The sequence below is a fragment of the Bacillus paranthracis genome (genome assembly GCF_024296885.1).
Lineage (GTDB): Bacteria > Bacillota > Bacilli > Bacillales > Bacillaceae_G > Bacillus_A > Bacillus_A paranthracis.
In genome coordinates this window covers 2,524,390-2,549,860 of the sequence record NZ_CP101135.1, presented here as the reverse complement: position 1 = coordinate 2,549,860, position 25,471 = coordinate 2,524,390, and the positions used below count along the sequence as shown (strand labels likewise).

Annotated in this window: 32 protein-coding genes; 25 read left to right on the top strand and 7 right to left on the bottom strand. The window is 33.9% G+C overall.

Annotated elements, in window-relative coordinates:
• Window positions 1–12: 12 nt before the first annotated feature.
• A complete protein-coding gene (locus NLJ82_RS13060; RefSeq protein WP_001041244.1) occupies window positions 13–858 on the bottom strand; it encodes an oxidoreductase in 846 nt (281 codons plus the stop codon).
• 185 nt (window positions 859–1,043) lie between these two features.
• Here NLJ82_RS13060 and NLJ82_RS13055 point away from each other — a divergent pair, with 185 nt between their 5' ends.
• From NLJ82_RS13055 to lpdA, 5 genes are all read left to right on the top strand, one after another.
• The gene (locus NLJ82_RS13055; protein WP_000951611.1) at window positions 1,044–1,523 is read left to right on the top strand and encodes a DinB family protein; all 480 of its coding nucleotides are present in this window, start codon (window positions 1,044–1,046) and stop codon (window positions 1,521–1,523) included.
• A 169-nt stretch (window positions 1,524–1,692) separates the two neighbouring features.
• Window positions 1,693–2,691, top strand: coding sequence for an acetoin:2,6-dichlorophenolindophenol oxidoreductase subunit alpha (gene acoA / locus NLJ82_RS13050; RefSeq protein ID WP_000921306.1), 999 nt, complete (start codon window positions 1,693–1,695; stop codon window positions 2,689–2,691).
• 17 nt (window positions 2,692–2,708) lie between these two features.
• Window positions 2,709–3,743 carry an acetoin:2,6-dichlorophenolindophenol oxidoreductase subunit beta gene (acoB, locus tag NLJ82_RS13045; RefSeq protein WP_000198903.1) on the top strand — a complete coding sequence of 345 codons (1,035 nt, stop codon included), beginning with the start codon at window positions 2,709–2,711 and terminating at the stop codon, window positions 3,741–3,743.
• A 27-nt stretch (window positions 3,744–3,770) separates the two neighbouring features.
• Window positions 3,771–4,970 carry a dihydrolipoamide acetyltransferase family protein gene (locus NLJ82_RS13040; protein ID WP_000257753.1) on the top strand — a complete coding sequence of 400 codons (1,200 nt, stop codon included), beginning with the start codon at window positions 3,771–3,773 and terminating at the stop codon, window positions 4,968–4,970.
• A gap of 15 nt (window positions 4,971–4,985) precedes the next feature.
• A complete protein-coding gene (gene lpdA / locus NLJ82_RS13035) occupies window positions 4,986–6,365 on the top strand; it encodes a dihydrolipoyl dehydrogenase (RefSeq protein WP_000041190.1) in 1,380 nt (459 codons plus the stop codon).
• An 82-nt stretch (window positions 6,366–6,447) separates the two neighbouring features.
• Here lpdA and NLJ82_RS13030 read toward each other — a convergent pair whose 3' ends face one another.
• Together NLJ82_RS13030 and NLJ82_RS13025 are read right to left on the bottom strand one after the other, a co-directional pair.
• Complete coding sequence (locus NLJ82_RS13030) at window positions 6,448–7,044, bottom strand: hypothetical protein (RefSeq protein ID WP_000914456.1); 597 nt, start codon at window positions 7,042–7,044, stop codon at window positions 6,448–6,450.
• A 320-nt stretch (window positions 7,045–7,364) separates the two neighbouring features.
• Window positions 7,365–7,856, bottom strand: coding sequence for a hypothetical protein (locus NLJ82_RS13025; RefSeq protein ID WP_000838800.1), 492 nt, complete (start codon window positions 7,854–7,856; stop codon window positions 7,365–7,367).
• A 251-nt stretch (window positions 7,857–8,107) separates the two neighbouring features.
• Here NLJ82_RS13025 and NLJ82_RS13020 point away from each other — a divergent pair, with 251 nt between their 5' ends.
• The 8 genes from NLJ82_RS13020 (at window position 8,108) to NLJ82_RS12985 (ending at window position 13,283) form a co-directional block, all read left to right on the top strand.
• Complete coding sequence (locus NLJ82_RS13020) at window positions 8,108–8,878, top strand: DeoR/GlpR family DNA-binding transcription regulator (RefSeq protein ID WP_000493630.1); 771 nt, start codon at window positions 8,108–8,110, stop codon at window positions 8,876–8,878.
• 12 nt (window positions 8,879–8,890) lie between these two features.
• Window positions 8,891–9,433 (top strand): GNAT family N-acetyltransferase, encoded by a 543-nt coding sequence (locus tag NLJ82_RS13015; RefSeq protein ID WP_000584346.1) that lies wholly within the window; start codon window positions 8,891–8,893, stop codon window positions 9,431–9,433.
• 27 nt (window positions 9,434–9,460) lie between these two features.
• Window positions 9,461–9,799 carry an NIPSNAP family protein gene (locus NLJ82_RS13010; RefSeq protein WP_000499961.1) on the top strand — a complete coding sequence of 113 codons (339 nt, stop codon included), beginning with the start codon at window positions 9,461–9,463 and terminating at the stop codon, window positions 9,797–9,799.
• Window positions 9,800–9,822: 23 nt separating this feature from the next.
• The gene (locus NLJ82_RS13005) at window positions 9,823–9,990 is read left to right on the top strand and encodes a hypothetical protein (RefSeq protein WP_163170588.1); all 168 of its coding nucleotides are present in this window, start codon (window positions 9,823–9,825) and stop codon (window positions 9,988–9,990) included.
• Between the two features lie 123 nt (window positions 9,991–10,113).
• Complete coding sequence (locus NLJ82_RS13000) at window positions 10,114–11,964, top strand: sigma-54-dependent Fis family transcriptional regulator (RefSeq protein ID WP_000881418.1); 1,851 nt, start codon at window positions 10,114–10,116, stop codon at window positions 11,962–11,964.
• A gap of 112 nt (window positions 11,965–12,076) precedes the next feature.
• Complete coding sequence (locus NLJ82_RS12995; protein WP_000873834.1) at window positions 12,077–12,334, top strand: DUF3977 family protein; 258 nt, start codon at window positions 12,077–12,079, stop codon at window positions 12,332–12,334.
• A 135-nt stretch (window positions 12,335–12,469) separates the two neighbouring features.
• Window positions 12,470–12,709, top strand: coding sequence for a DUF3953 domain-containing protein (locus tag NLJ82_RS12990; RefSeq protein ID WP_001080081.1), 240 nt, complete (start codon window positions 12,470–12,472; stop codon window positions 12,707–12,709).
• A gap of 115 nt (window positions 12,710–12,824) precedes the next feature.
• Window positions 12,825–13,283 (top strand): SRPBCC family protein, encoded by a 459-nt coding sequence (locus tag NLJ82_RS12985; RefSeq protein ID WP_000006421.1) that lies wholly within the window; start codon window positions 12,825–12,827, stop codon window positions 13,281–13,283.
• A 27-nt stretch (window positions 13,284–13,310) separates the two neighbouring features.
• Here NLJ82_RS12985 and NLJ82_RS12980 read toward each other — a convergent pair whose 3' ends face one another.
• Window positions 13,311–13,613 carry a hypothetical protein gene (locus NLJ82_RS12980; protein WP_000076719.1) on the bottom strand — a complete coding sequence of 101 codons (303 nt, stop codon included), beginning with the start codon at window positions 13,611–13,613 and terminating at the stop codon, window positions 13,311–13,313.
• Between the two features lie 96 nt (window positions 13,614–13,709).
• Between NLJ82_RS12980 and NLJ82_RS12975 the strand changes: the two genes are divergently transcribed.
• A complete protein-coding gene (locus tag NLJ82_RS12975; protein ID WP_000062940.1) occupies window positions 13,710–14,147 on the top strand; it encodes an NUDIX hydrolase in 438 nt (145 codons plus the stop codon).
• A gap of 35 nt (window positions 14,148–14,182) precedes the next feature.
• On the opposite strand, the gene NLJ82_RS12970 is transcribed toward NLJ82_RS12975, so the two are convergent.
• Complete coding sequence (locus NLJ82_RS12970) at window positions 14,183–14,794, bottom strand: TetR/AcrR family transcriptional regulator (RefSeq protein ID WP_000799603.1); 612 nt, start codon at window positions 14,792–14,794, stop codon at window positions 14,183–14,185.
• Window positions 14,795–14,953: 159 nt separating this feature from the next.
• Here NLJ82_RS12970 and kynU point away from each other — a divergent pair, with 159 nt between their 5' ends.
• From kynU to NLJ82_RS12950, 4 genes are all read left to right on the top strand, one after another.
• Window positions 14,954–16,240, top strand: a complete 1,287-nt coding sequence (gene kynU, locus NLJ82_RS12965) for a kynureninase (RefSeq protein WP_000287843.1) — start codon at window positions 14,954–14,956, stop codon at window positions 16,238–16,240.
• Window positions 16,241–16,242: 2 nt separating this feature from the next.
• On the top strand, window positions 16,243–16,872 hold the full coding sequence (gene kynB, locus NLJ82_RS12960) for an arylformamidase (RefSeq protein WP_000858056.1): 630 nt from the start codon (window positions 16,243–16,245) through the stop codon (window positions 16,870–16,872).
• A 33-nt stretch (window positions 16,873–16,905) separates the two neighbouring features.
• Entirely contained in the window at window positions 16,906–17,745 is an 840-nt protein-coding gene (kynA, locus tag NLJ82_RS12955; RefSeq protein WP_000661965.1) for a tryptophan 2,3-dioxygenase, read from the top strand.
• A 117-nt stretch (window positions 17,746–17,862) separates the two neighbouring features.
• Window positions 17,863–18,780: a serine hydrolase domain-containing protein gene (locus NLJ82_RS12950; protein ID WP_000346259.1), complete on the top strand. Its 918-nt coding sequence runs from the start codon at window positions 17,863–17,865 to the stop codon at window positions 18,778–18,780.
• Window positions 18,781–18,892: 112 nt separating this feature from the next.
• Here NLJ82_RS12950 and NLJ82_RS12945 read toward each other — a convergent pair whose 3' ends face one another.
• The gene (locus NLJ82_RS12945; protein WP_000734898.1) at window positions 18,893–19,225 is read right to left on the bottom strand and encodes a DUF3889 domain-containing protein; all 333 of its coding nucleotides are present in this window, start codon (window positions 19,223–19,225) and stop codon (window positions 18,893–18,895) included.
• Window positions 19,226–19,368: 143 nt separating this feature from the next.
• On the opposite strand from NLJ82_RS12945, the gene sleB reads away from it, so the two are divergent.
• The 7 genes from sleB (at window position 19,369) to NLJ82_RS12910 (ending at window position 24,849) form a co-directional block, all read left to right on the top strand.
• On the top strand, window positions 19,369–20,148 hold the full coding sequence (sleB, locus tag NLJ82_RS12940) for a spore cortex-lytic enzyme (protein ID WP_001249040.1): 780 nt from the start codon (window positions 19,369–19,371) through the stop codon (window positions 20,146–20,148).
• A gap of 15 nt (window positions 20,149–20,163) precedes the next feature.
• Window positions 20,164–21,504 (top strand): germination protein YpeB, encoded by a 1,341-nt coding sequence (gene ypeB / locus NLJ82_RS12935; RefSeq protein WP_000943713.1) that lies wholly within the window; start codon window positions 20,164–20,166, stop codon window positions 21,502–21,504.
• 26 nt (window positions 21,505–21,530) lie between these two features.
• Complete coding sequence (locus NLJ82_RS12930) at window positions 21,531–22,127, top strand: YhcN/YlaJ family sporulation lipoprotein (protein WP_000670280.1); 597 nt, start codon at window positions 21,531–21,533, stop codon at window positions 22,125–22,127.
• Between the two features lie 112 nt (window positions 22,128–22,239).
• Entirely contained in the window at window positions 22,240–22,596 is a 357-nt protein-coding gene (locus tag NLJ82_RS12925; protein ID WP_000976537.1) for a hypothetical protein, read from the top strand.
• Window positions 22,597–22,621: 25 nt separating this feature from the next.
• On the top strand, window positions 22,622–23,119 hold the full coding sequence (locus NLJ82_RS12920; RefSeq protein ID WP_001020864.1) for a GNAT family N-acetyltransferase: 498 nt from the start codon (window positions 22,622–22,624) through the stop codon (window positions 23,117–23,119).
• 109 nt (window positions 23,120–23,228) lie between these two features.
• Window positions 23,229–24,296 (top strand): aromatic acid exporter family protein, encoded by a 1,068-nt coding sequence (locus NLJ82_RS12915; RefSeq protein WP_001077570.1) that lies wholly within the window; start codon window positions 23,229–23,231, stop codon window positions 24,294–24,296.
• Between the two features lie 16 nt (window positions 24,297–24,312).
• Window positions 24,313–24,849, top strand: coding sequence for a DUF1697 domain-containing protein (locus NLJ82_RS12910; RefSeq protein WP_000158239.1), 537 nt, complete (start codon window positions 24,313–24,315; stop codon window positions 24,847–24,849).
• 44 nt (window positions 24,850–24,893) lie between these two features.
• Here NLJ82_RS12910 and NLJ82_RS12905 read toward each other — a convergent pair whose 3' ends face one another.
• Window positions 24,894–25,298 carry a DUF2178 domain-containing protein gene (locus NLJ82_RS12905; protein ID WP_001015806.1) on the bottom strand — a complete coding sequence of 135 codons (405 nt, stop codon included), beginning with the start codon at window positions 25,296–25,298 and terminating at the stop codon, window positions 24,894–24,896.
• Window positions 25,299–25,471: the final 173 nt, after the last annotated feature.

Below are 25,471 nucleotides of genomic sequence, written 5' to 3'. Positions count from 1 at the left end.
CAATAAAGGTAATTACATTTTCTTAAAGCTTCTCAAAACAAGATATTCCCACAATCTCCAAGGAAGAATTTTCTTTGCAAAGATCATAAATTTTACACCTTTACCGATTGGATAACGTAAATTCGTACGCTTAGACTCAGCAATTTCTACAATTTTATTAGCAACATCTATCGGATTACCAAATGTATCACTGCCGCTATTAATATGTTTTTGTATTTTATCCATATATTCTTTGTATGGAGAGGTAGTTTCAGAGTGATTTTCTGCTAATTGTTTACCAACTTCCCATATATTCGTGTTATAAGAACCAGGTTCCACTAAAGCAACATTTATTCCGAACGGTTTTACTTCTAAACGAAGGGATTCACTCCATCCTTCTAATGCATATTTGGAAGAAACGTAAGGAGATAGACCAGGAAATCCAACTTGACCACTAATGCTGCTTATATTAATAATTTTTCCGCTTTTTTGTTCTCTCATATATGGTAAAACAAGCTGAGTAATCGATATAGCTCCAAAAAAGTTCGTTTCAAATTGTTTACGGTATTCCTCTACTGGAATTTCTTCTACAAATCCACCATTGGCATATCCTGCATTATTAATGAGGAGGTCCACTTTGTTTATTTCTTTTAAAACTAATTGAAAGTTATGTAAAGAGTTTTGATCGGTTACATCTAATTGTTGAATTTTTATGTTTTGCTGTAAGTTGAGTTGAGTAACTTGAGATAATAAGTTTCCTTGTTTTTCAAGGTTTCTCATTGTTGCGATAACTAAATAATCTTTTTTTGCGAGTTCGAGTGTAGTTAATAGTCCAAATCCACTTGAAGCTCCTGTAATAACCGCGATTTGTTTATTCATTTTCTGCCAGCTTTCTTTTTCTTTTATCATAACGAGTTATGATAAGAAAATCTATTATTCTTACACTTTCTTTGAAAGCTATTCATGTTAATTCTATATTCTATGGTTTTTAAAGAGGGAATTATACGGACTTATCATATATAGAGAAGTGAGTATGAATACGTTTATGAAATGAGGGAAGAGAGATGGCCCATGTGAAAGATGTATTAGCAGATCAGTTATTAGCGAATGCGAACGATCCTAGTTGGTATATTCCGTTTTCAGATGCAGTTAAGGGTTTATCTGAGAGGGAAGCTTTCTGGAAACCGAATGAAGAGAGTAACAGTATAGCTGAAATTGTACAACATTTATTGTATTGGAATTCTACGTGGCAAACTAGATATAAAGAATCGAATGTGAATGCTGTGCCCTCTATTGGAGATAATAACAAAAGTTTTATGCTTTCAAATAATCAAACTTTCGATGAATTACGAGAAAAACTACTAGAGAAACTGTTACTATGGCAAAATCTCATAAATGAAGAAAAGGTTGAAAGTGATGTAGTGGGATTTCCTGTTTCTGCAAAGTGGTGGGAAGTGCTAGCCAATGTAACTACTCATAATGCATATCATATCGGTCAAATTATTTACATCCGAAAATTACAGAAGAGTTTTGATGGTGAATAAGATAATAATTTTCAAATTAGGTGAACAAAAGTGGACAAAACGAGACTAATGTCTCATTTTGTCCACTTTTTTATTTTCAACATAGAGAGAAAACCTATTAAATCAAGGATTGGAAATTGGCACGGTACTTGCAATATAAAAGATGAACAAGAAAATAGGAGGGCTGAACATGTTAAAAACAACTGAAAGTAAAGGGAATGGAATTACGAAAGAACAAGCTCGCTGGATGTACGAAAAAATGTTAGAGATTCGTAAGTTTGAAGATAAGGTGCATGAATTATTCGCGCAAGGCGTTCTGCCAGGTTTCGTCCATTTATACGCTGGGGAAGAAGCGGTAGCAGTTGGTGTATGTGCCCACTTAACGGATAGTGACAGTATTACAAGTACGCATAGAGGACATGGACACTGTATCGCAAAAGGTTGTGATTTAAACGGTATGATGGCTGAACTTTTCGGGAAAGCGACAGGATTATGTAAAGGTAAAGGCGGATCCATGCATATTGCTGATTTAGATAAAGGAATGCTTGGTGCAAATGGCATTGTAGGTGGTGGTTTCCCGCTTGCTTGCGGTTCAGCATTAACAGCTAAATATAAAGGAACGAAAGATGTAAGTGTTTGTTTCTTCGGTGATGGAGCAAATAATGAAGGAACATTCCATGAAGGGGTTAACTTAGCGGCGATTTGGAAGTTACCAGTTATTTTTATCGCTGAAAATAACGGTTACGGTGAAGCAACGACATTTGAATATGCTTCAAGTTGTGATTCTATTGCGGATCGTGCGAAAGCTTATAACATTCCAGGTGTTCAAGTGGATGGAAAAGATCTGCTAGCTGTATATAAAGCTGCTGAAGAAGCAGTAGAACGTGCGCGTAATGGCGGTGGTCCAACAATAATTGAATGTATGACATATCGTAATTACGGTCATTTCGAAGGTGAAGCACAAACGTATAAAACTTCAGAAGAAAAAGAAGAACATTTAAATGAAAAAGATGCGATTGTGAATTTCCGTAAGCATTTAATTCATGAAGCTTTATTAACTGAATCTGAGCTTGTAGATATGGAAAAGGCAGTAGATGAAGCGGTTCAAAAATCAATTGAATTTAGTGAAAATAGTCCATATCCAGAGGATGAAGAGTTATTAAAAGATGTATACGTTTCTTACAAATAAGAGGAGGGTGAAAAATAATGACTAGAACAGTAAGTATGTCAACTGCAATTAATGAAGCGATGAAAATATCGATGCGCCGTGATGAAAATGTAATTTTAATAGGAGAAGACGTTGCAGGTGGTGCACAAGTTGATCACTTGCAAGATGATGAAGCATGGGGCGGTGTTCTTGGTGTTACGAAAGGCCTGGTACAAGAATTTGGCCGAAATCGTATTTTAGATACACCAATTTCAGAAGCGGGTTACATGGGAGCAGCAATGGCAGCTGCGGCAACAGGACTACGTCCGATTGCTGAATTAATGTTTAATGATTTTATCGGTAGTTGTCTTGATCAAGTATTAAACCAAGGTGCAAAGTTCCGCTATATGTTCGGTGGTAAAGCGAAAGTGCCAGTTACAGTACGTACGATGCATGGTGCAGGTTTTAGCGCAGCTGCACAACATTCACAAAGTTTGTATGCGTTATTTACGAGCATTCCAGGTATAAAAGTTGTCGTTCCTTCTACTCCATATGACGCAAAAGGCTTATTATTAGCGGCAATTGAAGATGATGACCCAGTAATCTTCTTTGAAGATAAAACACTTTACAATATGAAAGGTGAAGTGCCGGAAGGGTATTATACAATTCCATTAGGTAAAGCAGATATTAAACGAGAAGGTTCTGATGTAACAATCGTCGCCATTGGAAAACAAGTTCATACAGCACTTGTAGCTGCTGAGCAATTATCGAAAAAAGGACTTGAAGTAGAAGTAATTGATCCACGTTCTTTATCACCACTGGATGAAGATACGATTTTAGCATCAGTTGAAAAAACAAATCGCCTTATTGTTATTGATGAAGCAAACCCAAGATGTAGTATCGCAACAGATATTGCGGCAATTGTAGCGGATAAAGGATTTGATTTGTTAGATGCACCTATTAAACGAATTACAGCACCACATACACCAGTTCCGTTCTCTCCACCACTTGAAAAGTTATATTTACCAACGCCGGAAAAAGTAATTGAAACTGTATCAGAAATGATCGGAGACCAAACTTTATTACATGTGTAATAAAACGATGAGAAGGGAGAGAGAAGCATGGCTGTAGAAGTTGTAATGCCGAAGTTAGGTATGGCGATGAAAGAAGGTATTATTACGAGCTGGAATATTAAAGCAGGCGATCATGTCTCAAAAGGTGAACTAATTGCTAGTATTAATTCGGAAAAAATCGAAACGGAAATAGAAGCACCAGCTGATGGAACTGTTCTTGATATAGCTGTTAGTGAAGATGAGGGAGTTCCACCTGGCACTGTCATTTGCTATATCGGTAAGCTGAACGAAAAAGTAGAAATCAATGAAAGTATAAATGTTGTAGAAGAAAAAGCACCTAATCTAGAGCCTAAAAAGGTCCAACATCCAGAACCATATGCGAAAGAAGTGGCGAAGCAAAGAATCAAAATTTCACCTGTAGCGAAGAAAATTGCAAAGTCTGAAAATCTAGATATCAAAGCATTAGTTGGTACAGGCCCTGGCGGAAGGATTACAAAAGTAGACGTATTAAAAGCGATTGAAGAAAGAGTAACAATTCCAGAAGTACTTGAACAAGAAGAAAGTAAAGTAATTCCTGTTACTGGTATGCGGAAAGCAATCGCAAACCGTATGCATGCAAGTTTACAAAATAGTGCGCAATTAACATTAACGATGAAAGTAGATGTGACAGATTTAGTTGCTTTACATAAAGAAATAGCGGCAGTTGTACAAAAACGATACGATAACAAACTAACTATTACGGATTTCGTTTCTCGTGCTGTTGTATTAGCACTTGGAGAGCATAAAGAAATGAACAGCGCTTATATGGATGATACAATTCATCAATTTGAACATGTTCATTTAGGCATGGCAGTCGCATTAGAAAAAGGATTAGTCGTTCCAGCTATTCGCTTTGCTAATAATCTATCTTTAGTAGAGTTATCTAAACAAATTAAAAACGTTGCACAAAAAGCAAGAGAAGGTAGTTTAAGTAGTGATGATATGCAAGGGACAACCTTTACAATTAGTAATTTAGGTAGCTTCGGTATTGAATATTTTACGCCAGTATTAAATACACCTGAAACTGGTATTTTAGGTGTAGGTGCAATTGAACATGTTCCAGTATATAAAGGGAAGAAAATAAAAAAAGGCAGTATGTTACCTTTAAGTTTAACATTCGATCATCGTGTATTAGATGGTGCACCAGCAGCTGCATTTTTACGCACAATTAAACGTTATTTAGAAGAACCTGTAACAATTCTTTTATAAAGAGAAGGTGAGAGAATGAGTAAACTAGTCGTTATTGGTGGCGGACCTGCTGGCTATGTAGCGGCAATTACCGCAGCTCAAAATGGAAAAGATGTCACTCTTATTGATGAAGCTGATCTTGGCGGGACTTGTTTAAATGTTGGGTGCATGCCTACAAAATCATTGTTAGAAAGTGCAGAAGTGCATGACATTGTGAGAAAAGCGAATCATTATGGAGTTATACTCAATAATGGAAGTATATCAATTGATTGGAAGCAAATGCAGGCGAGGAAATCACAAATTGTAACGCAGCTCGTTCAAGGAATTCAATATTTAATGAAGAAAAATAAAATAAAAGTTATACAAGGTAAAGCGAACTTTGAAACGGATCATCGTGTGCGAGTTATATACGGTGATAAAGAAGATGTAGTAGATGGAGAACAGTTCATTATAGCGGCAGGTTCAGAACCGACTGCATTACCCTTTGCTCCATTTGACGGAAAGTGGATTTTAAATAGTAGCCATGCAATGTCCATAGATTATATACCAAAATCATTATTAATCGTTGGCGGTGGTGTAATAGGATGCGAGTTTGCAAGTATTTATAGTCGTCTTGGAACAAAAGTTACGATTGTTGAAATGGCACCGCAATTATTACCAGGTGAAGATGAAGATATCGCACACATTTTAAGAGGGAAACTAGAAAATGATGGTGTAGAAATATTTACAGGAGCAGCTTTAAAAGGATTAAATAATTATAAGAAGCAGGCTTCATTTGAATATGAAGGAAGTATCGAAGAAGTTAATCCAGAATTTGTTCTCGTTTCTGTCGGCCGAAAACCACGTGTACAACAATTAGATTTAGAAAAAGCAGGCATTCAATATTCAAATAAAGGAATTTCTGTGAATGAACATATGCAAACCAATGTATCACATATTTATGCAGCAGGAGATGTGATTGGTGGAATCCAGCTTGCTCACGTTGCATTCCATGAAGGAACGACGGCAGCATTACACGCGAGTGGAGAAGATGTAAAAGTAAACTACCATGCTGTACCTCGCTGTATTTATACCGCTCCAGAAATTGCTAGTGTCGGTTTAACAGAAAAAGATGCAAGAGAGAAGTATGGTGACATACAAATTGGAGAATTTCCTTTTACAGCAAACGGAAAAGCGCTTATTATTGGCGAACAAACAGGTAAAGTAAAAGTTATTGTGGAACCAAAATATCAAGAAATTGTTGGAATTTCTATTATTGGTCCTCGTGCAACAGAACTAATTGGTCAAGGAACTGTAATGATTCATACGGAAGTTACTGCCGATATTATGAGAGATTATATTGCAGCGCATCCAACTTTATCTGAAGCGATTCATGAAGCTTTATTGCAAGCGGTAGGACATGCTGTACACGCTTAAATGGAATTATAATAAACCACTATTCTCTAAATGAATAAGAGAATAGTGGTTTGAATTTTTACGGGAGAAATTGAATATCCTATTATTTTTTTACGTCAATCGCTGAAGTAATATCGTTCCAATCAGCAGCTAAATTAGCAGTTTTACCGTACCAATCCGCATGTTTGAATACAACACCTTTTCCATAGCCTTGTGTTGAAGTATGCTCCCAAAGTGTCGTTGAATAACTTGCTGAAGGTGATGCTGTACTTACAGAGGAAATTCTGTCGTTCCAGCTAGATGGTAAGTTTTTAAAGCCGCTGCTCCAGTAAATATATTGACCACCTTTATCTTTATGTTCATAAAAATCAGTACTACCAGCACCGCTACCTAAAGGATTAATTTTATTTTTAAGTACTTTTTTATCCTTTTCAATATAAGCATCTAATGTTTCTCTACTAGTAAAACCGTAAGCTAACCAATCTCCATTTTCATTTTGCTCTGGTAATACCATAGTAATTTGGATGTCTTTCTTATCTTGATCACTTAATTTTGTAAGTGAATTAACATTCTGTTCATCCACTTTTAAATAATCAAAAGACTTAATTGTGTTACTTTTTTCTTCAGCACTTGCTACTCCTAGTCCTCCAGTTAATGCAAATCCCGCTACTAATGTACCTGCTACTAATTTTTTCAACATATAACCATCCCTTTTTGTTTAGATTTTTGTACAGGTGAATATTTGTACTAGTAAAATGTATTCTAATTATAAACTATTGTAAATATTCTGAAGTTTTAGAAATAAAAGGCGGAATATTTACAGTTTTGCATTTTTTCTTTAGAAAAAATGGTTATTAGAATGATATAATAAATAGATATATCACTTTTGTTGGATGTTAAAATGTTTTAGGAGGGAAGCTGAAGAAGTAACGATTTGTGCAAAAGATGTATTGCTGGAGATAGATTACTAGTAAACTTGATTACTTTACAAACAAAAAAACAGTCGTATTTGACTGTTTTTTATTTAATTGCTAAATTATCAAGTTTCCAATATGTATCTGTTAATGGCGCAGCTTTGCTATCTATGTATAAATACATATTATTTAAATCTTTTGGAGAATCTTTCATATTAAATACAATGTCGGTAGTTAAAGAAAACTCAGATGGAACCTTTTTAGCATTTTCATTTTGTATAACTTCACCTTTGTATTTTTTACCCGTTTTTTCATCTTTTATGAAATATTTTATTTCTGAAAGATCTATCGTTTGTCCGTCAACACGAGCATTATTTATAGTAACGCGAGCTGTGAGACGCCACTCTTTGTCTATTTTTTCAAATTTAGCATTTTCAACAGTTGCTCTATAGTATTCGTTTTTAAAGATTTCCCCATAGTGCATTGCATTTTTTGCTAGAGTGCTTTTTTCTTGTTTTGGTGTAGCATTTCCACTACATCCTGCCGTTATCCCTGTAAATAATAATGCTGTACAAGTTACTTTCATTAAAGATTTCATAGTAATTCCTTTCTGTATTAAAAAGTAAAACATAGGAATAATTTTACATCAATAGGAAGATAAATGGAAGTGTGTTTGTGGAATATGCAAATATACATTTATTTATTTGTTAATTTAATGGGGTAGAAAAAGGGAAAAAACCTGTATAGAGCTGAATAAAGAAGTATTGAAAATATTGTAAAATAGAAAAAACATGCATATAATTAAAAGATGGATAAATTTTCCGAATATTCAATGATGGTGGTGAGAACATGTTTACTGAAGAGCGTAGAGAGAAAATTTTGGAATTACTTAAGAAAAATGGAAGGGTAATTGCAAAGGATCTTGCGGAAAGTTTCGATATGTCTATCGATTCTATAAGAAGAGATTTGTCTATTATGGAGAAGGGTGGCTTGTTAAAAAGAACACATGGAGGAGCAATTGAACTTGCTAGAGTACGGAATTTAGCTACCAAGCCATTGAAACGTTATAGTAATGGTTCTGTATATGAAGACGCAATTGCAAAAATCGCAGCTTCTTATATACAAGAAGGAGATTCCGTTTTTATTGGTGGAGCTTCTATTCATTATGCCATGTTAAAATATTTACCTGAAACATCATTTACAGTTGTTACGAATGCTTTAGAAATTGCTAGTACGTTACGGGAATATAAGAACATTGATACGTACTTAATTGGTGGAAAGGTGAAACCATCAGGAAATATGACAGATACACTTGCCTCAGAATTGATAAGTAGACTCTCTATTGATCTGTATTTCTCTACAGGTGGTGGCATTTCATTGAATGGTATAAGTACTGCAACGCCTGAAGTTGCTTTTTTTAGTAAAACAGTAAGTAAGATTGCTAGAAGAAATATTTGTTTAGCTCCTCACAATAAACTTGGAATAGACTACTTTATAAAAGGAGAGTCACTGATTGAAATTGACATTATAATAACAGATTCGGAGGCTAGTAAAGAAACAATTCAAGAATTTAAGAAACAAGGTAAAAAAATTATAATAGCACCAATAGACTGCATTTAAAAGGAGTTTGAAATGATTATAAAAGGGCAAGAGTTTCACATAAATGGATTAGTTTATACAATTCGTTCTGCAGCTGAAACAGATGCGGAACAGTTGTCGGAAATTAGAGTTCAGATCGATGGAGAAACTGAAAATATGGATAGAGAAGCTGGAGAGGGATTTATAGATAAGATAGGGTTTCAAAAAATAATAAAAACAGATAGTGACGAGACAAAGAATCTGTTTTTAGTTGCAGAAGTGCACAACCGAATCGTTGGGTTTTCTAGATGTGAAGGTTCAAATCTGAAGAGGTTATCTCATAAAGTAGAATTTGGCGTTTGTATTTTAAAAGAGTTTTGGGGATATGGAATGGGTAAGAGTCTATTGCAACAATCTATTCATTGGGCTGATGAAAATGAGATTAAAAAGATATCATTACAAGTATTAGAAACAAATGAAAAAGCCATTCAGCTATATAAAAAATTAGGTTTTGAAGTAGAAGGTATTTTAAAAAATGATAAAAGGCTGTCGGATGGGAAGTATTATAATACGGTTGTAATGGGAAGGTGTATTTGAGTCTGTTCATTAAAGAGGTGGAAATGTATGTTTTATAGAAGAAAGTACTATATACTAAAAAATGAATTTATTAAAATTTTTAATGATCATTTCAATCATACGAACTTACCTAATCAGTTAAAGCATGGCTCTAGGCTAATAGGACGCTGGATGAAAGATAATAAGAATGGTACGACCGAAGTGTTTGCCATATGGGAATATGATAGTTATGAACAGTATAAAGAAATAGAATCAAAGATTAGAAATGACGAGAAACATGCTAGAAGAATACATGAATGGTATGAAAAACATGGCGGAAGAGAATATGTTTTACAGGAGTACATAGTAGAGATGAAAAATGAAGAGTTAGTGTGTACTGTAAAGTGATAGAGAGGTGAGGGATAATGGGAATGAAAACAAAATTATATTTTAGTGTAGCATCCACAATTTTATTTGCAATAGCCGTGAGTGTTTTCTTTATAAATGGAAATCCACAAGAGTGGTTTTGGTTATGTATTTTCTTTGCTTCTATTATACAAAATATAGTGCTACTAAAAAAGAATAAAGAAGTGCATTAAGATATTCAAATTATTAACATATTTGTGTCGTCTTTCTAGTTTTGTTGAAAACGCTTTTATTCAGTTTTATAATAAAAGTATGTTTTTACAAATCTCCAAAATAATGAATAGGGAGATGATACAATGCTAGCTTCACCGTTTTACTTACATACATGGAAAAAGTTTGTTGATGAAGGTGTCCTTGATTCGAACCGTATAAACGAAAGAATTTCAGAGTCATGGTATCGATGTAAACAAGCAAATGTGAATCCTCATATGAATAAAGGTCAGAAAATTTTGTCTTCTAATATTTTTCAAGACCAAAAGAAAAAGAGTGAAATCTTCCTAGATATAGCAATACCTCAAATACAAAATATGAGAAAAACCATTGATGAACTGCAAATGATGGCATTATTAATCGATCCAGACGGTTACGTTCTATCGTTAAGTGGAAATAAACAAACGTTGCAACGAGCGAAACAGATTAATTTCATTGAAGGTGTGAAATGGACGGAAGCAGCTGTTGGTACAAATGCGATAGGAACCGCGCTTGAGATTGAAGAGGCTATTATGATAAGTGGTACGGAGCATTATTCTGTCGCATCTCATAGCTGGAGCTGTGCGGCCGCTCCTATTCATAACGATGATGGGAAATTAATTGGCGTTCTAGATTTCTCCTGTCCAATTGAATTTTCGCATCCATATATGCTCGGAATGGTAACTTCGATCGCACATGCGATTGAACGTGAATGTAGTATTCGAGTACATCAAAATGAACTGCATTTAATCCATCGTTTTTTAGATGTAATTGATAGTGATGAACAAGTTGTAATTTGTAATCATCGTGATGTTATCGTTTCTGCAAGCAAGAGGGTTCGGGAACGAGTATGTAATTGGTCACGGATGAAACTTGAAGATTTAATGCACTATGGATTGAAAACTAAATTAGAAGTTCCAGTATACAGTAATAATAGAATGATTGGGAAATGTATTTATGTAAAGGGAAATAAACAAGTAAAATCATTTTCAACGTCCCCATTTATAAATGGCATCACTTTTCCTGGAGTGATTGGGACAAGTAGTGCATTTCAACATACATTAGAAGAAATTAAGCTTGTATCACCAACTGACGCAAGTGTATATGTTTGTGGTGAAACAGGTGTAGGAAAAGAATATGTAGCGAGAGCGATTCATGAAAATAGTCCAAGAAAAAATGGTCCATTTATAGCTGTTAACTGCGGTTCATTACCGAAAGAATTAATGGAAAGTGAATTGTTCGGTTATGCTGAAGGAGCGTTTACAGGTGCACGGCGCCAAGGATATAAAGGGAAATTCGAACAAGCAGACGGAGGAACAATATTTTTAGATGAAATTGGTGAAGTGCCACCAGAGATGCAAGTCGCATTATTGCGTGTTTTACAAGAACGAACAGTAAACCCAATTGGCAGTTCAAAAGAGATACCAGTAAATATTCGTATTATTACTGCGACACATAAAGATTTATTGCGATTAGTAGAAGAAGGAAAATTCCGTCAAGATTTATATTATCGTTTACATGTTTATCCACTATATGTCCCATCGTTAATAGAAAGAAAAGAGGATATTCCGTACTTCATAAAACATTTTTGCAAACGAAAGAATTGGAATGTTGTATTTCCAAAAAGTATTTGTAATCAATTTTCTCAGCATACATGGCCCGGAAATATTCGAGAATTATTAAATGTATTAGAACGCATATACATTTTGTCGCAAGGACGAGAAATATGCGAAAAACAAATCTCTTTTTTATTACAAACAATGATGGGAAATCAACCTCATTTTGAATTGCAAGCAGAAAATAAAACAGAGAAAACATTAAATTTCCGTGAAAAAATACAGCGTGATAGCATGATTGAAGCGTTAGAAAAGACAAATGGAAATGTTTCATTAGCTGCAAAACTTTTAGATGTACCTCGAAGTACATTTTATAAACGAATGCAAAAATATAAGTTATAAAGTAGATTTTTGTAATCTACTTTTTCTTTGTGGGCTCATGTTCTGTCGGAATGTGCGCTTACCGGGGAAATAATAGAATAGTTAGAAATTAATTTCCGGAAGGAGGACTTATGTGAAGTATATTGAAATTGGCATCGGAAATAAGTGGTTCGTTCGAACAGAAACCGAAAATAAAGATGGAACTGAATTTGAAGAACGAGGAATTATAAAACCTATTTATTTTGAGTCATTATATGTACGAGTGTGGTTTCGAAAAACGTGTTTAATTTTTGATACGAAAGAAGGGTTTAAAAAAGTTAAGAAGAGGAGGATTGAATATAAATTTATAGTTGGAATTGTAAGTAGACTGGATAAAGAAAAAGTGGGCTAACATGCGTAGTTATATTGGACAGGAAATTCTTTTCACTTATATCAAATTCATGAAAAGCACTTTTACTAAATATAAATTGTTAATAAAACCGCTAAGGAAACTTAGCGGTTTCTTTTAAAAAGGAGGGATTTTCGTATGAATAGGATCGTAACGGTTTTACTTGCAATTATTATAATGGGGTATTCCATTTATAGTTGGAATAATACTTCGGAAATGAGTATGCTAATTTTACAAATGCTTTTAGGTTTTATGTTAGTTAGCTTAGGGGTGCAAAATTTAAAAAATAACGAAAAAGAAAATAGAAGTATAGGGATAGCTTTATTACTTGTGGCTTTGTTTTTAATTGTTGTATCTTTAATAAAATATTTTGTATGAATAAGTTTTTAAATTAATAAAAAATTAAAATTCTACTTGTATTTCACTATATAAAATATGGCATAATGATTTAGTTAAAATAGAAATGGATAGGGTATTTGAGAGGGGCAGTATAATGAGTTTTGCAATTGAAATAGTAATAAAAGCACCAATGGATGTTGTATGTGACTACATAATAGAAGATGAAAAAATAAAAGAATGGAATACGTTTATAATAGAAAATCGCTATCCTTCAAATATGGATAAAGAAAATCCACGTGTGGGAGATAAATATATTACTGTTCAAAAAGTCGGTAAGAAAATATTGGAGGCAGAAGTAGAAATTCTTGAATACGATGCACCCTATATTATTTCACTTGGCAGTGAAATGAAGCAAGGTTATTCGGCAATGACTTATATGTTAGAAGAAGATGAGGAGGGTACAGCACTTACATTAATTTCAGAATATGAACCTAGTAATCTTTACTATAAAATTATGTATAAGTTAACAGGCTGGATTTCACGAGGTTTAACTATGGAACAAATTGAGCGTCTAGCAGAATGTGTAGAAGCTGCTTATCAGAAAGAAGATTAAGATTAAAAATATATTAAGGTAAAAGCGTTACTCAATCTCGTGAGTAACGCTTTTACTGTTTGAAGATTTTTTATTGAAAATCTCAATAGCTCTTTCATATATTTCTTTATCAACACAAAATCTTTCTGTTATCCAATAATTAAGTTCAGAAGATGTAAGGCTTTGTTCTCTTTTCTTACCCTTTTCCCAGTCAATTATTTTAGTGAGGGTTTCCCATTTTATTTTTTCTTGATGAGCTTTAATAAGCTCATTTAAAAACTTTAAGCTAGTAGGCTGTTTTGTCATACCTAAAAATGATAGAAAGCTATTTACTAGTTTTTCTTGAGACATTTTCTGATCCTTTCTATATAGAAATCGTTTTTGGTATTATTATACAATAGATATCAGAAAATACAGTTATTTATTAATAGAGTGGGAGAGAATTATATGTCGATGTCGCTATATTATAAACAAATCCGTGAGCAATTAGGTCATGAACTAATTTTTATACCGAGTGTAGCTGCTGTTATTAAAAATGAGCAAGGGGAAATCTTATTTCAATATCCTGGTGGAGAATACTGGAGCTTGCCAGCTGGAGCAATTGAGCCTGGAGAAACTCCAGAAGAAGCGGTAGTTCGTGAAGTGTGGGAAGAAACAGGATTGAAAGTGCAAGTAAAAAAACAAAAAGGGGTGTTTGGAGGAAAAGAGTATCGCCATACATATCCGAATGGCGATCAAGTAGAATATATTGTTGTTGTGTTTGAATGTGAAATTACTAGTGGAAAACTAAAATCAATAGATGGTGAATCTTTAAAACTACAATATTTCTCATTATCTGAAAAGCCTTCTTTAGCGCTACCATACCCAAATAATATATTTTTATAGATGTAAAATAGCACACCTTATGTATTGAAGGTGTGCTATTTATATAAACCAGTCGTATACATTTTCGTCAATGTATGCACAATTTCTTCTAGGTCGATCTTTTTATCATTTTGCACAATCGTCCAAAGAAACATCTCATTCATCGCAAACCAAGCACGTGCTACAATTTCTTTATTCAATTCAGAATGTGCTAACCCACCTTCTTGAGAGTATGTAATATCTTGCGTAATACTGTTTATAAAGCGTTCCCGTATCTCGTCCCATTTTTGACGTATCTCTTTTGATAACCCAATTGCTTCTTCTACAACTTGTAAAATTGCTCGTTCTTTCTCTGCTAATTGTAGAAATGCTTTAACTTGATTTTGAATCATTATACGTGCTTCTTCTGTCGTTTGAGGCGAAAAAGAGCGCTCAGCAATATCATAAAATTGATTCATAACATCTTCCATTAAAACGATGAGGAGATCATCTTTGTTTTTAAAGTATACATATGCCGTGCCATAACCAGTTTCTGCATGTTTAATAATTTGTGTAATTGTCGTTTTTTGAAATCCGTTACGAATAAAAATAGTGTAACCAGAGTGTAATAGTTTCTTCTTTGTTTCTAAGGAGCGGTGTTTTCTTGATGAAAGAGTAGTGTTTTTCAAAGAATCACCTCTTTATACTGAAATATCTGAAAATATAACTGTATTGTAAAAGAAATTCATATATAAAGTCAACTGACATAATATCATTGACGTTATATCAACTAAGGTGATATATTTCAATTAGTTAGAATAAAAAGAAAATTAAGAGAAGGTGACACCATGTATACAGAACCATTTCAACCAACTTATGAGTATGCGCTTGAATGTGATAAACATGATGAACTGAAAGATTTTCAAACTGAATTTTATAAAAAAGAAGGAACAATATATTTAGATGGAAACTCATTAGGGCTACTTTCAAAAAGAGCAGAGAAATCATTACTTACTTTGCTAGATTCATGGAAAGAGTCTGGCATTGACGGCTGGACCGAGGGTGAGCATCCGTGGTTTTTCCTTTCGGAGAAATTAGGTGAATTGACTGCACCTCTTATTGGAGCTTTACCAGAAGAAACTATTGTAACCGGTTCCACGACAACAAATATTCATCAAGTAATCGCAACTTTCTATGAGCCGAAAGGAATTCGCACAAAAATTCTTGCGGATGAGTTAACATTCCCATCCGATATATATGCACTTCAAAGTCAAATTCGTTTAAAAGGATTAGATCCAGATGAGCATTTAGTACGAGTAAAGAGCCGAGATGGTAGAACACTTTCTGAAGATGATATTATTCATGCAATGACAGATGATATCGCGTTAATTTTATTACCTTCTGTACTATATAGAAGCGGCCAAATTCTTGATATGAAACGTTTAACAGCGGAAGCGCATAAGCGTGGTATTCATATCGGGTTCGATTTATGTCACTCAATCGGTTCTATTCCGCATCATTTCAAAGAGTGGGATGTTGATTTCGCGATTTGGTGTAATTATAAATACTTAAATGCGGGACCTGGTGGCGTTGCAGGGCTTTATGTGAATAAAAAGCATTTTAATAGACTTCCTGGATTATCAGGTTGGTTTAGTTCTAGAAAAGATAAGCAGTTTGATATGGAACATACATTAACAGCTGCTGATCATGCAGGTGCTTATCAAATTGGTACACCACACGTATTAAGTACTGCACCTTTAATCGGTTCTCTTGAAATATTTAAAGATGCTGGTATAGAACGTTTACGCGAAAAATCATTACATATTACAAGATACATGCTTAATTTGATTGATCATGAATTAAAAAATTTCGGATTTACAATTGGAAATCCATTTGAGGATGAAAAACGAGGCGGGCATATTTATTTAGAGCATGCAGAAGCAGCACGTATATGTAAAGCGTTAAAAGCAAATGGAGTAATTCCAGATTTTAGAGCGCCAAATGGAGTGAGACTTGCGCCAGTTGCTTTATATAATACGTACGAAGAAGTATGGCAGTCTGTTATGATTTTAAAGAAAATCATGAAAGATGAAGAGTATAAGCAATTTGAAAATAAGCGAGAGGTTGTGGCATAAGTATGAAAACATCAGAGTGGATTGATATTTCACAACCGCTAAATAATGATATTGCTACTTGGCCAGGGGATACACCGTTCTCGTATGAAGTATCATGGTCAAAAGAAGAGAGTGGCTCAGTAAATGTCGGAAAGTTAACGATGAGTATTCATACAGGCACTCATATTGATGCACCGTTTCATTTTGATAATGATGGAAAGAAAGTGTTAGATTTAGATATCCAAGTTTATGTCGGACCTACGCGAATCATTGACGTTTCTAATCTTGAAAGCATTGGGAAAAAGGAATTAGAGAAATTTCATTTAGAAGGCGTAGAACGCTTGTTGTTACGCACATCTTCACATGGTAAAGCGAATGAATTCCCAGATATAATCCCGCATTTACGTGCGGATATAGCACCGTTTCTTTCAGAAAAAGGTATACGTTTAATCGGGGTGGATGTACCATCAGTTGATCCATTAGATGATAAAGAATTAGCAGCGCATCATCAATTGTTTAAACATGGTATACACATTTTAGAAAATGTCGTACTAGATCATGTAGCAGATGGCGATTACGAACTAATCGCATTACCACTTGCCTTATCAGATGCAGATGGAAGTCCAGTTCGAGCAGTTATTAGACCAATATAAGTAGAAATATATATAAAGGGGCGTTTTGCTAATATGAAAGAAAATGAAAAGGTAATTATGGAAAAAGGGATTCATACGGACTTTAAAGAGAATATGACGTACGGGGAATATTTACAATTAGATAGTTTACTATCTTCTCAAAAGAGATTATCAGACCACCATGATGAAATGTTGTTCATCGTTATTCACCAAGCAAGCGAACTTTGGATGAAGCTTATTTTACATGAGTTAAACGCAGCAATTGAATCTATTAAACAAGACAAATTACAACCAGCTTTTAAAATGTTAGCACGTGTATCAAAAATTCAATCACAAATCATTCAATCTTGGGATATTCTTGCGACATTAACGCCGTCAGAGTACATTGAGTTTCGTGACTCGCTCGGTCAAGCTTCAGGTTTTCAATCGTATCAATATCGTATGATTGAGTATGCACTTGGTTATAAAACGCCGCATGCCTTAAAAATTTATGAAAAAGATCCAGAATTACACGCTCGACTTCATACGGCGCTACATGCACCAAGTTTGTATGATGTCGCAATTCAAGCACTTGTAAAAGAAGGATTTCCTATTCATAAAGATGTGTTGAATCGTGATATTACGCAGCCTTATGAAGAAGACGCAACAGTAGAAGCGGCATGGCTTGAAGTGTATGCGGATGTAAAAAAATATTGGGATTTATACCAACTTGCTGAAAAATTAATTGATATTGAAGATTGGCTACAACAATGGCGTTTCCGTCATATGAAAACAGTAGAACGCATTATCGGACATAAAATGGGAACAGGTGGCTCTTCAGGTGTATCTTATTTAAAACGAGTACTTGATCAACGATTCTTCCCAGAGCTTTGGAATGTTCGCACAAAATTATAAAAAACAAACCTGTCAGTTCATTACTGGCAGGTTTGTTTTTTATTTGAACACAAGTATGTTTTAATTAAAGCTACAAGATATAATAAATTAGGTAATGATTTAATTGGAGGTAAAGTATTGGATTTCAAGCAGCTAGAAAATAAATTTGAAAAGAAAAAAGTAAATACATTTCTTGTTTATCAAAAAGGGGAATTAACAACTGAGTATTATAAAACACCTGAATGTGCAAGTAATTTATATAAAATAAATTCGATTACAAAAAGCATTGTATCTATATTAATAGGTATTGCAATTGATAAAGGCTATATAAATGATATACATACACCCATTACAGAGTGGATTGAAAATATACCTGAGGGAAAACATGATTTGACGCTTTATCACTTATTAACAATGACTACTGGTGAGGAGTGGAAAGAGTTTGGAAATGGAGTAGTATTCCCGAATGACTTTGTAGAATCAGCGAACTGGGTGCAATATATATTAGAAAAACCAATAATTGAAGAACCCGCTACAAAAATGAATTATAACTCAGGTTCTTCGCATTTGCTTAGCTACATTATCCAAAAAGCTACTGGAATGCCGACAGAACAGTTTGCGAAAAAATATGTATTTGATCTATTAGAAATTACCGAATATGAGTGGCAACAAGACCCACAAGGAATACATGTCGGCGGCTTCGGTATGAAAATGAAGTCAAAAGACTTATTAAAGCTAGGAATATTATGTTTACAAAATGGATATTGGCAGGGGAATGAAATTGTATCATCGAAATGGTTAGAAGAATCAAGTACACCTCTATTTGAAACGTATGAACATGTCGGGGCGTATGGATATCACTGGTGGGTATTGAATAACGAAAGATTTCACATACCGTACTGTATGTACTTTGCTATGGGATATGGCGGGCAATATATCGTTATCATTCCGCAGTTAGAGGTAGCTGCTGTAATAAGTAGTCATATGCCTAAACGTGGACTTGTTCCATTAAAATTATTTATTGAACATATACAAGAGAATTGTAATTTTCAGTAAGGGCACAAGTAAATCCATTTAATCCAGTTCAATTGTTTCATTTCTTCACAATTGAAAGTAATTTAGAAATGAAAACCTCACTGTTTATATTATAAACAGTGAGGTTTTCATTTTATCTACTCGTCTTCTGAAATGACACCTTAATAAATTTCTCCGTCTTCGTTTCAAATTCTACATCAACAAAAACGCCATATTCTTTTCCGTCCTCACGTAGCCATAATTTAAATTTTTCAACTGTTATTTGAACGGTTTTTGGTTTTCTACCTATATGAAGGTAATCAATAATCTCTGCTTTTGGGTATTGTTCTTTCGTTTTTTCTACAGCAAGCTTACCCCATTTCGCATACGGCGGCTGTGCATGAACAATTGCTGAGCCTGTATATACATTTGAACATATTGTTAGGAACAGAATAACGAGTGCGACACGCTTTAACAATTTTTTCATAATGAACTCCTTTTACCTTTTTTATATTGTTTACATACTTTTTCAACGATATTAGTTTGGATTTTTTTGTCTTCATTACATAAAAGCGAGCCTTTTACAAAACATAACCAAGAAATCATTTCCGTAATTAAGGAGGGAAAATTATGCGCCAAAAAGCTATTTTTAAAATAGCAGTTTTACTTGCGTTCATAGGACTATCTTTCATGGTCAGTAGTATACAACTAAAAAATGTAGAAGCCTTTTCTAATCAAGTCATTCAAAGGGGAGCATCTGGCGAAGATGTCATTGAACTGCAATCTCGTTTGAAATATAACGGATTTTATACAGGAAAAGTGGATGGTGTTTTCGGCTGGGGTACATACTGGGCACTTCGAAATTTTCAAGAGAAATTCGGTTTACCTGTTGATGGTTTAGCCGGAGCTAAAACGAAGCAAATGCTCGTGAAGGCAACGAAGTATGATAAGTCAACTGCTAATAAAGGAACGACAACGAATAAAGGAAATAGTGGTGGCACTGCACAAGAGAATAAACCACCTCAAAATAAAGGGACAAATGTTCCAAATGGCTATTCTCAAAATGATATTCAGCTCATGGCAAACGCAGTATACGGAGAATCACGTGGTGAGCCGTATTTAGGACAAGTTGCAGTCGCTGCAGTTATTTTAAATCGTGTTACAAGTGCATCATTTCCAAATACTGTTTCGGGTGTGATTTTTGAGCCAAGAGCATTTACAGCGGTAGCAGACGGACAAATATATTTAACACCAAATGAAACAGCGAAAAAAGCTGTATTAGATGCAATTAATGGATGGGATCCAACAGGAAACGCATTGTATTATTTCAATCCAGATACTGCAACAAGTAAATGGATTTGGACTCGTCCACAAATTAAAAAGATCGGGAAACATATTTTCTGTAAATAGAGCGGAGGTGGAACTATGTTACGAGGTATTATAATCGTATTATTAACAGTTGGTGTAGTTGGAACTGGATACTGGGGCTATAAAGAGCACCAAGAAAAGAATGCAGTATTAATTCGAGCAGAAAATAGCTATCAACGTGCGTTTCATGATTTAGCGTATGAGGTTGATTTATTGCACGATAAAATTGGAACAACGCTTGCGATGAATTCGCGCGCATCTTTATCGCCTGCATTAGCAGATGTATGGAGATTAACATCGGAAGCTCGTTCGGATGTAGGACAACTTCCTTTAACATTAATGCCTTTTAATAAAACGGAAGAATTTTTAGCGAATATCGGTGATTTTAGTTACCGTGCAGCCATTCGTGATTTAGAAAAAGAACCGTTAAATGATCAAGAATACAAAACGTTGCAAACTTTATATTCCAATGCAGGGAATATACAAGATGAACTAAGAAAAGTGCAACATCTTGTTTTGAAAAACAATTTACGCTGGATGGATGTTGAGATGGCACTCGCATCAAATCGTGATCCTGCAGACAATACAATTATTGACGGATTAAAGACAGTAGAAAAAAATGTAACATCGTATTCATCTACAAACTTCGGACCGACCTTTACAAGTGCACAAAAAAATAAAAAAGGTGGATTTGCAGCAGAAGGAAAAGCAATTTCAAAAGATGAAGCGGCGAAAATTGCAAAATCGTTTTTAAATTTAAAAGGAAATGAAAAAGTAGAAGTCGAGAAAAGCGGAAAAGGTGCGAAAGAATCTTTCTATAGTGTGAAAATTAAAGACGAGGCAACGAATAATGAGTTTTATATGGATATTACCGGAAAAGGCGGATATCCAATTTGGGTTATGAATAATCGAGAAATTAAAGAACAGAAAATTAGTTTAAACGATGCAGGAAGTAAAGGTTTGAAATTCTTAAAGGACCATAAGTTTCATAATATGGAGCTTTATGATAGCTCACAATATGATAATGTTGGAGTATTTACGTATGTAGTAAATGAGAATGGCGTACGAATTTATCCAGAGGCAATTCAAATGAAAATTGCTTTAGATGACGGTTCTATCGTTGGATTCTCCGCAAAAGAATATTTAGCGTCACATCAAAAACGAACAGTTCCATCAGCAAAACTAACTGCAGCAGAAGCAAGAAAGAAAATAAACCCTGATGTAAAGGTAATGGAAGAGCGAAAAGCAATGGTAGTAAACGATTTGCATAACGAAGTACTTTGCTATGAATTTGTAGGTACTTTAGGGAAAGATACGTACCAAATTTTCATTAATGCAAATAGCGGAGCAGAAGAAAAAGTGAAGAAAATGCAAGCTGTTGAAAAAATTTATGATTAAACTTGAATGGTAAAGTGGTGAGAATAATGAAGTTTTTAATATATCTATTGATGGTTTGTTTATTAATAACTGGATGCAGTATTGGAAAAAAAGATAATCCAAATGAAAAGCCCGAGCAAAAAAATGTTTCAATGAAAAATGTTAATTATACAAATAAGTCAAATAAGCCAAATGAAAAAGCAGCGGACCATTTAGCATCTTTAGCGGCAAGTGTGCCAGGTGTGAATGATGCGACAGCGGTAGTAGTTGGGAAATATGCTATCGTAGGAATTGATGTAAAAGCGAAACTCGATCGAACTCGTGTTGAATCCATTAAATACTCTGTTGCAGAAAGTTTGAAAAACGATCCTGATGGTGCTAATGCAGTCGTTGTAGCAGATGTTGATACGTATGAACGACTGAAACAAATTGGAAAGCAAATTAAAAAAGGAAAAACAGGCGAAGGTATACTGGATGAATTAGCAGCAATTGTTGGCCGTGTAATGCCACAAGTTCCAAATGACATGATTGAAAATAAAGAAACGAATCCAATTCAAGATAATGATAAACAATTACCAAAAGATGAAGAGCAAGAACTGAGAAAAGAACAGAATGACCAATCAAATAATCATTTAAATAAATAAATTTAACAGTAACCCTGTACTAAATTGTACAGGGTTTTTCAATATAATATTAAATATTCAGTTTATTTTTAAGGGAATATATGGTTTAATTATGATGGGAGGGACAACTGTTATGATGAAAAAAAGCACATTAATATTATGTAGTTTATGCTTAGGTTTCAGTATGACAGCGTGTGAACAGAAGAAAGAAGTAAAAAAGCACACAGCGACTTCTTCTACTGTGATGGAAAATCAAAAGAAAAAATCTATCAATATAAATCATTTCTCCAATATAAATGAAGGAATGACTTATAAAGAAGTGAAAGATTTAATTGGTTTTGAAGGGGATTTACTCATAGAAGAAGGGGTGGAACATTCTACACAAATTAAGCAAATTTTTGCTTGGAAGGGAAGCAATCCAACTGCATTAGTTGAAATTACATTTTTAGATGGCAAAGTACATTCTAAAGTGCAGCAAGGTTTAAGTTAATAAGTAAAAAATGGGAGAGTTTATCATGAACATACATACAGGGGAGATTCAATTAGTTCCGTATAAAGAGGAATATAAAGAAGTTATAGAAACATTTACTTTACCAAGTGAACAAGTTCAATTTACGTCGGACCCAGCTGAATTATTGAAAAAAGCAAAAAATGATCGTACAAAAAATGTCATTGTTATTTTAGATTACAATGGGGTACCTGTTGGTCTTTTTGCATTGCAAACAGGAGATAGAGTGCAGGAATTCACAGAAAATGAGAACGCTTTACTTTTAACTTCATTTTCTATAAATCACAATAGACAAAGGAAGGGATACGCTAAAAAATCACTGGCACTATTACAAGCGTTTGTACAACGTTATTTTCCGATGAAAAATGAAGTTGTACTTGCTGTGAATGAAAAAAATATTCCAGCACAAAATTTATACGAAAAAGTTGGCTTCCAAGATAAAGGTTTTAGAAGAATGGGACCAATTGGTCAACAAATCGTAATGCATTTACCTATCATACAATAATGAGAAGAAAAACTTACTCTTGCATAACAAAGTAGTAAGTTTTTTTATTTAATACGATATATGATGTAGAATATATAAATAAACGAAATAGAAATGAAGGAAATACAAAATGAATCAAGTTAAAAAGTGGAATATTATTGGTGGAAGGGTGATAAAAACAGGAATTGCAGTTTTTCTTACAGTTCTAGTTTGTGAATTTTTCAATATCCCAACTATTTTTGCTGTTATTACAGCAATTGTAACAATTGAGCCAACCGCAACGGATTCTATAAAAAAAGGACTAGTTCGTTTTCCAGCTTCAACAATTGGATCGGCGTATGCAATGACTTTCACATTTTTCCTAGGTCATCAGGCGCTTTCTTATGCGTTAGCGGCAATGTTTACAATCGTTACATGTCAAAAACTAAGGCTACACGCAGGAACGTTAGTCGCAACTTTAACTGCTGTTGCAATGATTCCCATTACGGCAGATCATTATTTTACTGCATTTTTAATTCGATTAGCTACTACATCTACTGGTATTATAGTGTCTACTGCAGTGAATTTTTTCATCTTACCACCACACTATGTTAAAACAATTTCGGGATGTACAGAAGAGCTATTTGTTAAAACGGCAAATGTTATGGAGGAATGGCTTACTGCGTTAATGGATGGGAAAGTTATAAAAAAGGAGACAACCTATACTCTTTCTAAATTAACTATATTATTACATAAAGCAGTACAATTTGTTCAATATGAGCAAAAAGATTGGAAATACCATCGACATACAAAAAAAGAAATGAGAAGCTTTTTACTTGTACAAAAGCAACTTCATTTATTACAGCAAATTATTTATCATATAGATAATTTAGCTAGAGCACCAATTGAAACATGTGATTGGTCACAAAATGAAAAAGAAATTTTACGACGAACAATTCATTCTGTAATTTCTATATTAAGAAATCATTGTGAAAAAATAGATGAGGAACATTTTAAACTGATTGATGAATTAGATAAGCAATTTTGGACTAATAAAAATGATTTAGCACATTGTAAACCGAATCAATATCATCATCATTTTTCAAGTGAATCTATCATTTTATTTGAGATATTATCTATACATGATATGTTAGAGGAATTAAAACAAATATTCGAGAAATATGAGAGTGAAAATCAACTTAATTGCTCAGTTCATTAAAATGCGGAGGATTGATATGACAATTTATATTGCATTACTAAGAGGAATCAATGTAGGCGGGCATAAGATAATCAAAATGGCTGATTTAAAACAAGCGTTTGAATCAATAGGGTTGAAACAAGTGAAAACATATATTCAAAGTGGGAATATCGTATTCAAATCTGAGGAAGATATAACATTTCTAAAGGAACGAATACAGTCTGAAATTAAAAATGTTTTTGGTTTTGATGTTCCGGTTATGTTAAGAACACATGAGGAATTTATAAACATTACAAAAAGATGCCCCTATGAAGTCAATTCATTGCGAGAAGGCGAAAGTATACATGTTGCCTTCTTAGCAAATGAACTTTCTGAAATAGAAGAAGATCAGCTACTTATGCAAAAAAATGAGACTGAAGATTGTTATATACATGAAAAAGTTGTGTATTTATTTTTCAAAAATAGCATTCGAAACTCTAAATTAATGAACCAGTTTCAGAAGTTGCATACACCAGCTACAGTAAGAAATTGGCGGACTGTGAATAAATTAAAAGCGATTGTAGAGAGTATATAACTATAAAAAGAAGAGGTTTTCTGTCTATAGAAAACCTCTTCTTTTTATTTATATTGTTTCGCTACAATGAGTTCAATGATAGGATAAATAAAGAATGAAGAGCACAGTGCAATAAAAAGAGGGAAGTTTTTAACCCCATCTAAATTAGCTCCCATAGAAAACCCTTCAGAGAAGAGTAATATAAGGAACATTACAACTACGAGCGTAAAATATGCAATTTTAGAGCTTTTATATGTAATTTGTTGTCCCATTTCATCTTGACTTTCTTCTGATACACCGTGAGGATCTCCCCATGTAATATGATTGATAAGGTAGCTAATTATTATAGCACTAGTGAAAATTGTGCCACCTAAAATTTCACCTTCAGCGATGTATTTATAAACTCCATGTATAAGCACTCCAAGTAATGATAAAACGATAATTATGAAAATAAATTTTTTATGGTTCAATTTAAAAATGGCACCTCCATTGTTGTAAAAAACTCTTTACAACTATAGTATAAAATTGGGAAAGTTTAATGTCAAATACTTTTTACACACAGAGCCGCGAAAATGATATTTTGTATGTACGGTTAATAAAAAATTATATTACATTTGAATGTAAAAGAATGGGCTCGCATATA

Excerpts from the sequence above, each read along its gene's own strand:
- NLJ82_RS13060 (WP_001041244.1), bottom strand. The coding sequence starts at position 858 with ATGAATAAACAAATCGCGGTTATTACAGGAGCTTCAAGTGGATTTGGA.
- NLJ82_RS13055 (WP_000951611.1), top strand. The coding sequence starts at position 1,044 with ATGGCCCATGTGAAAGATGTATTAGCAGATCAGTTATTAGCGAATGCG.
- acoA (WP_000921306.1), top strand. The coding sequence starts at position 1,693 with ATGTTAAAAACAACTGAAAGTAAAGGGAATGGAATTACGAAAGAACAA.
- acoB (WP_000198903.1), top strand. The coding sequence starts at position 2,709 with ATGACTAGAACAGTAAGTATGTCAACTGCAATTAATGAAGCGATGAAA.
- NLJ82_RS13040 (WP_000257753.1), top strand. The coding sequence starts at position 3,771 with ATGGCTGTAGAAGTTGTAATGCCGAAGTTAGGTATGGCGATGAAAGAA.
- lpdA (WP_000041190.1), top strand. The coding sequence starts at position 4,986 with ATGAGTAAACTAGTCGTTATTGGTGGCGGACCTGCTGGCTATGTAGCG.
- NLJ82_RS13030 (WP_000914456.1), bottom strand. The coding sequence starts at position 7,044 with ATGTTGAAAAAATTAGTAGCAGGTACATTAGTAGCGGGATTTGCATTA.
- NLJ82_RS13025 (WP_000838800.1), bottom strand. The coding sequence starts at position 7,856 with ATGAAATCTTTAATGAAAGTAACTTGTACAGCATTATTATTTACAGGG.
- NLJ82_RS13020 (WP_000493630.1), top strand. The coding sequence starts at position 8,108 with ATGTTTACTGAAGAGCGTAGAGAGAAAATTTTGGAATTACTTAAGAAA.
- NLJ82_RS13015 (WP_000584346.1), top strand. The coding sequence starts at position 8,891 with ATGATTATAAAAGGGCAAGAGTTTCACATAAATGGATTAGTTTATACA.
- NLJ82_RS13010 (WP_000499961.1), top strand. The coding sequence starts at position 9,461 with ATGTTTTATAGAAGAAAGTACTATATACTAAAAAATGAATTTATTAAA.
- NLJ82_RS13005 (WP_163170588.1), top strand. The coding sequence starts at position 9,823 with ATGAAAACAAAATTATATTTTAGTGTAGCATCCACAATTTTATTTGCA.
- NLJ82_RS13000 (WP_000881418.1), top strand. The coding sequence starts at position 10,114 with ATGCTAGCTTCACCGTTTTACTTACATACATGGAAAAAGTTTGTTGAT.
- NLJ82_RS12990 (WP_001080081.1), top strand. The coding sequence starts at position 12,470 with ATGAATAGGATCGTAACGGTTTTACTTGCAATTATTATAATGGGGTAT.
- NLJ82_RS12985 (WP_000006421.1), top strand. The coding sequence starts at position 12,825 with ATGAGTTTTGCAATTGAAATAGTAATAAAAGCACCAATGGATGTTGTA.
- NLJ82_RS12980 (WP_000076719.1), bottom strand. The coding sequence starts at position 13,613 with ATGTCTCAAGAAAAACTAGTAAATAGCTTTCTATCATTTTTAGGTATG.
- NLJ82_RS12975 (WP_000062940.1), top strand. The coding sequence starts at position 13,710 with ATGTCGATGTCGCTATATTATAAACAAATCCGTGAGCAATTAGGTCAT.
- kynU (WP_000287843.1), top strand. The coding sequence starts at position 14,954 with ATGTATACAGAACCATTTCAACCAACTTATGAGTATGCGCTTGAATGT.
- kynB (WP_000858056.1), top strand. The coding sequence starts at position 16,243 with ATGAAAACATCAGAGTGGATTGATATTTCACAACCGCTAAATAATGAT.
- kynA (WP_000661965.1), top strand. The coding sequence starts at position 16,906 with ATGAAAGAAAATGAAAAGGTAATTATGGAAAAAGGGATTCATACGGAC.
- NLJ82_RS12945 (WP_000734898.1), bottom strand. The coding sequence starts at position 19,225 with ATGAAAAAATTGTTAAAGCGTGTCGCACTCGTTATTCTGTTCCTAACA.
- sleB (WP_001249040.1), top strand. The coding sequence starts at position 19,369 with ATGCGCCAAAAAGCTATTTTTAAAATAGCAGTTTTACTTGCGTTCATA.
- ypeB (WP_000943713.1), top strand. The coding sequence starts at position 20,164 with ATGTTACGAGGTATTATAATCGTATTATTAACAGTTGGTGTAGTTGGA.
- NLJ82_RS12930 (WP_000670280.1), top strand. The coding sequence starts at position 21,531 with ATGAAGTTTTTAATATATCTATTGATGGTTTGTTTATTAATAACTGGA.
- NLJ82_RS12925 (WP_000976537.1), top strand. The coding sequence starts at position 22,240 with ATGATGAAAAAAAGCACATTAATATTATGTAGTTTATGCTTAGGTTTC.
- NLJ82_RS12920 (WP_001020864.1), top strand. The coding sequence starts at position 22,622 with ATGAACATACATACAGGGGAGATTCAATTAGTTCCGTATAAAGAGGAA.
- NLJ82_RS12915 (WP_001077570.1), top strand. The coding sequence starts at position 23,229 with ATGAATCAAGTTAAAAAGTGGAATATTATTGGTGGAAGGGTGATAAAA.
- NLJ82_RS12910 (WP_000158239.1), top strand. The coding sequence starts at position 24,313 with ATGACAATTTATATTGCATTACTAAGAGGAATCAATGTAGGCGGGCAT.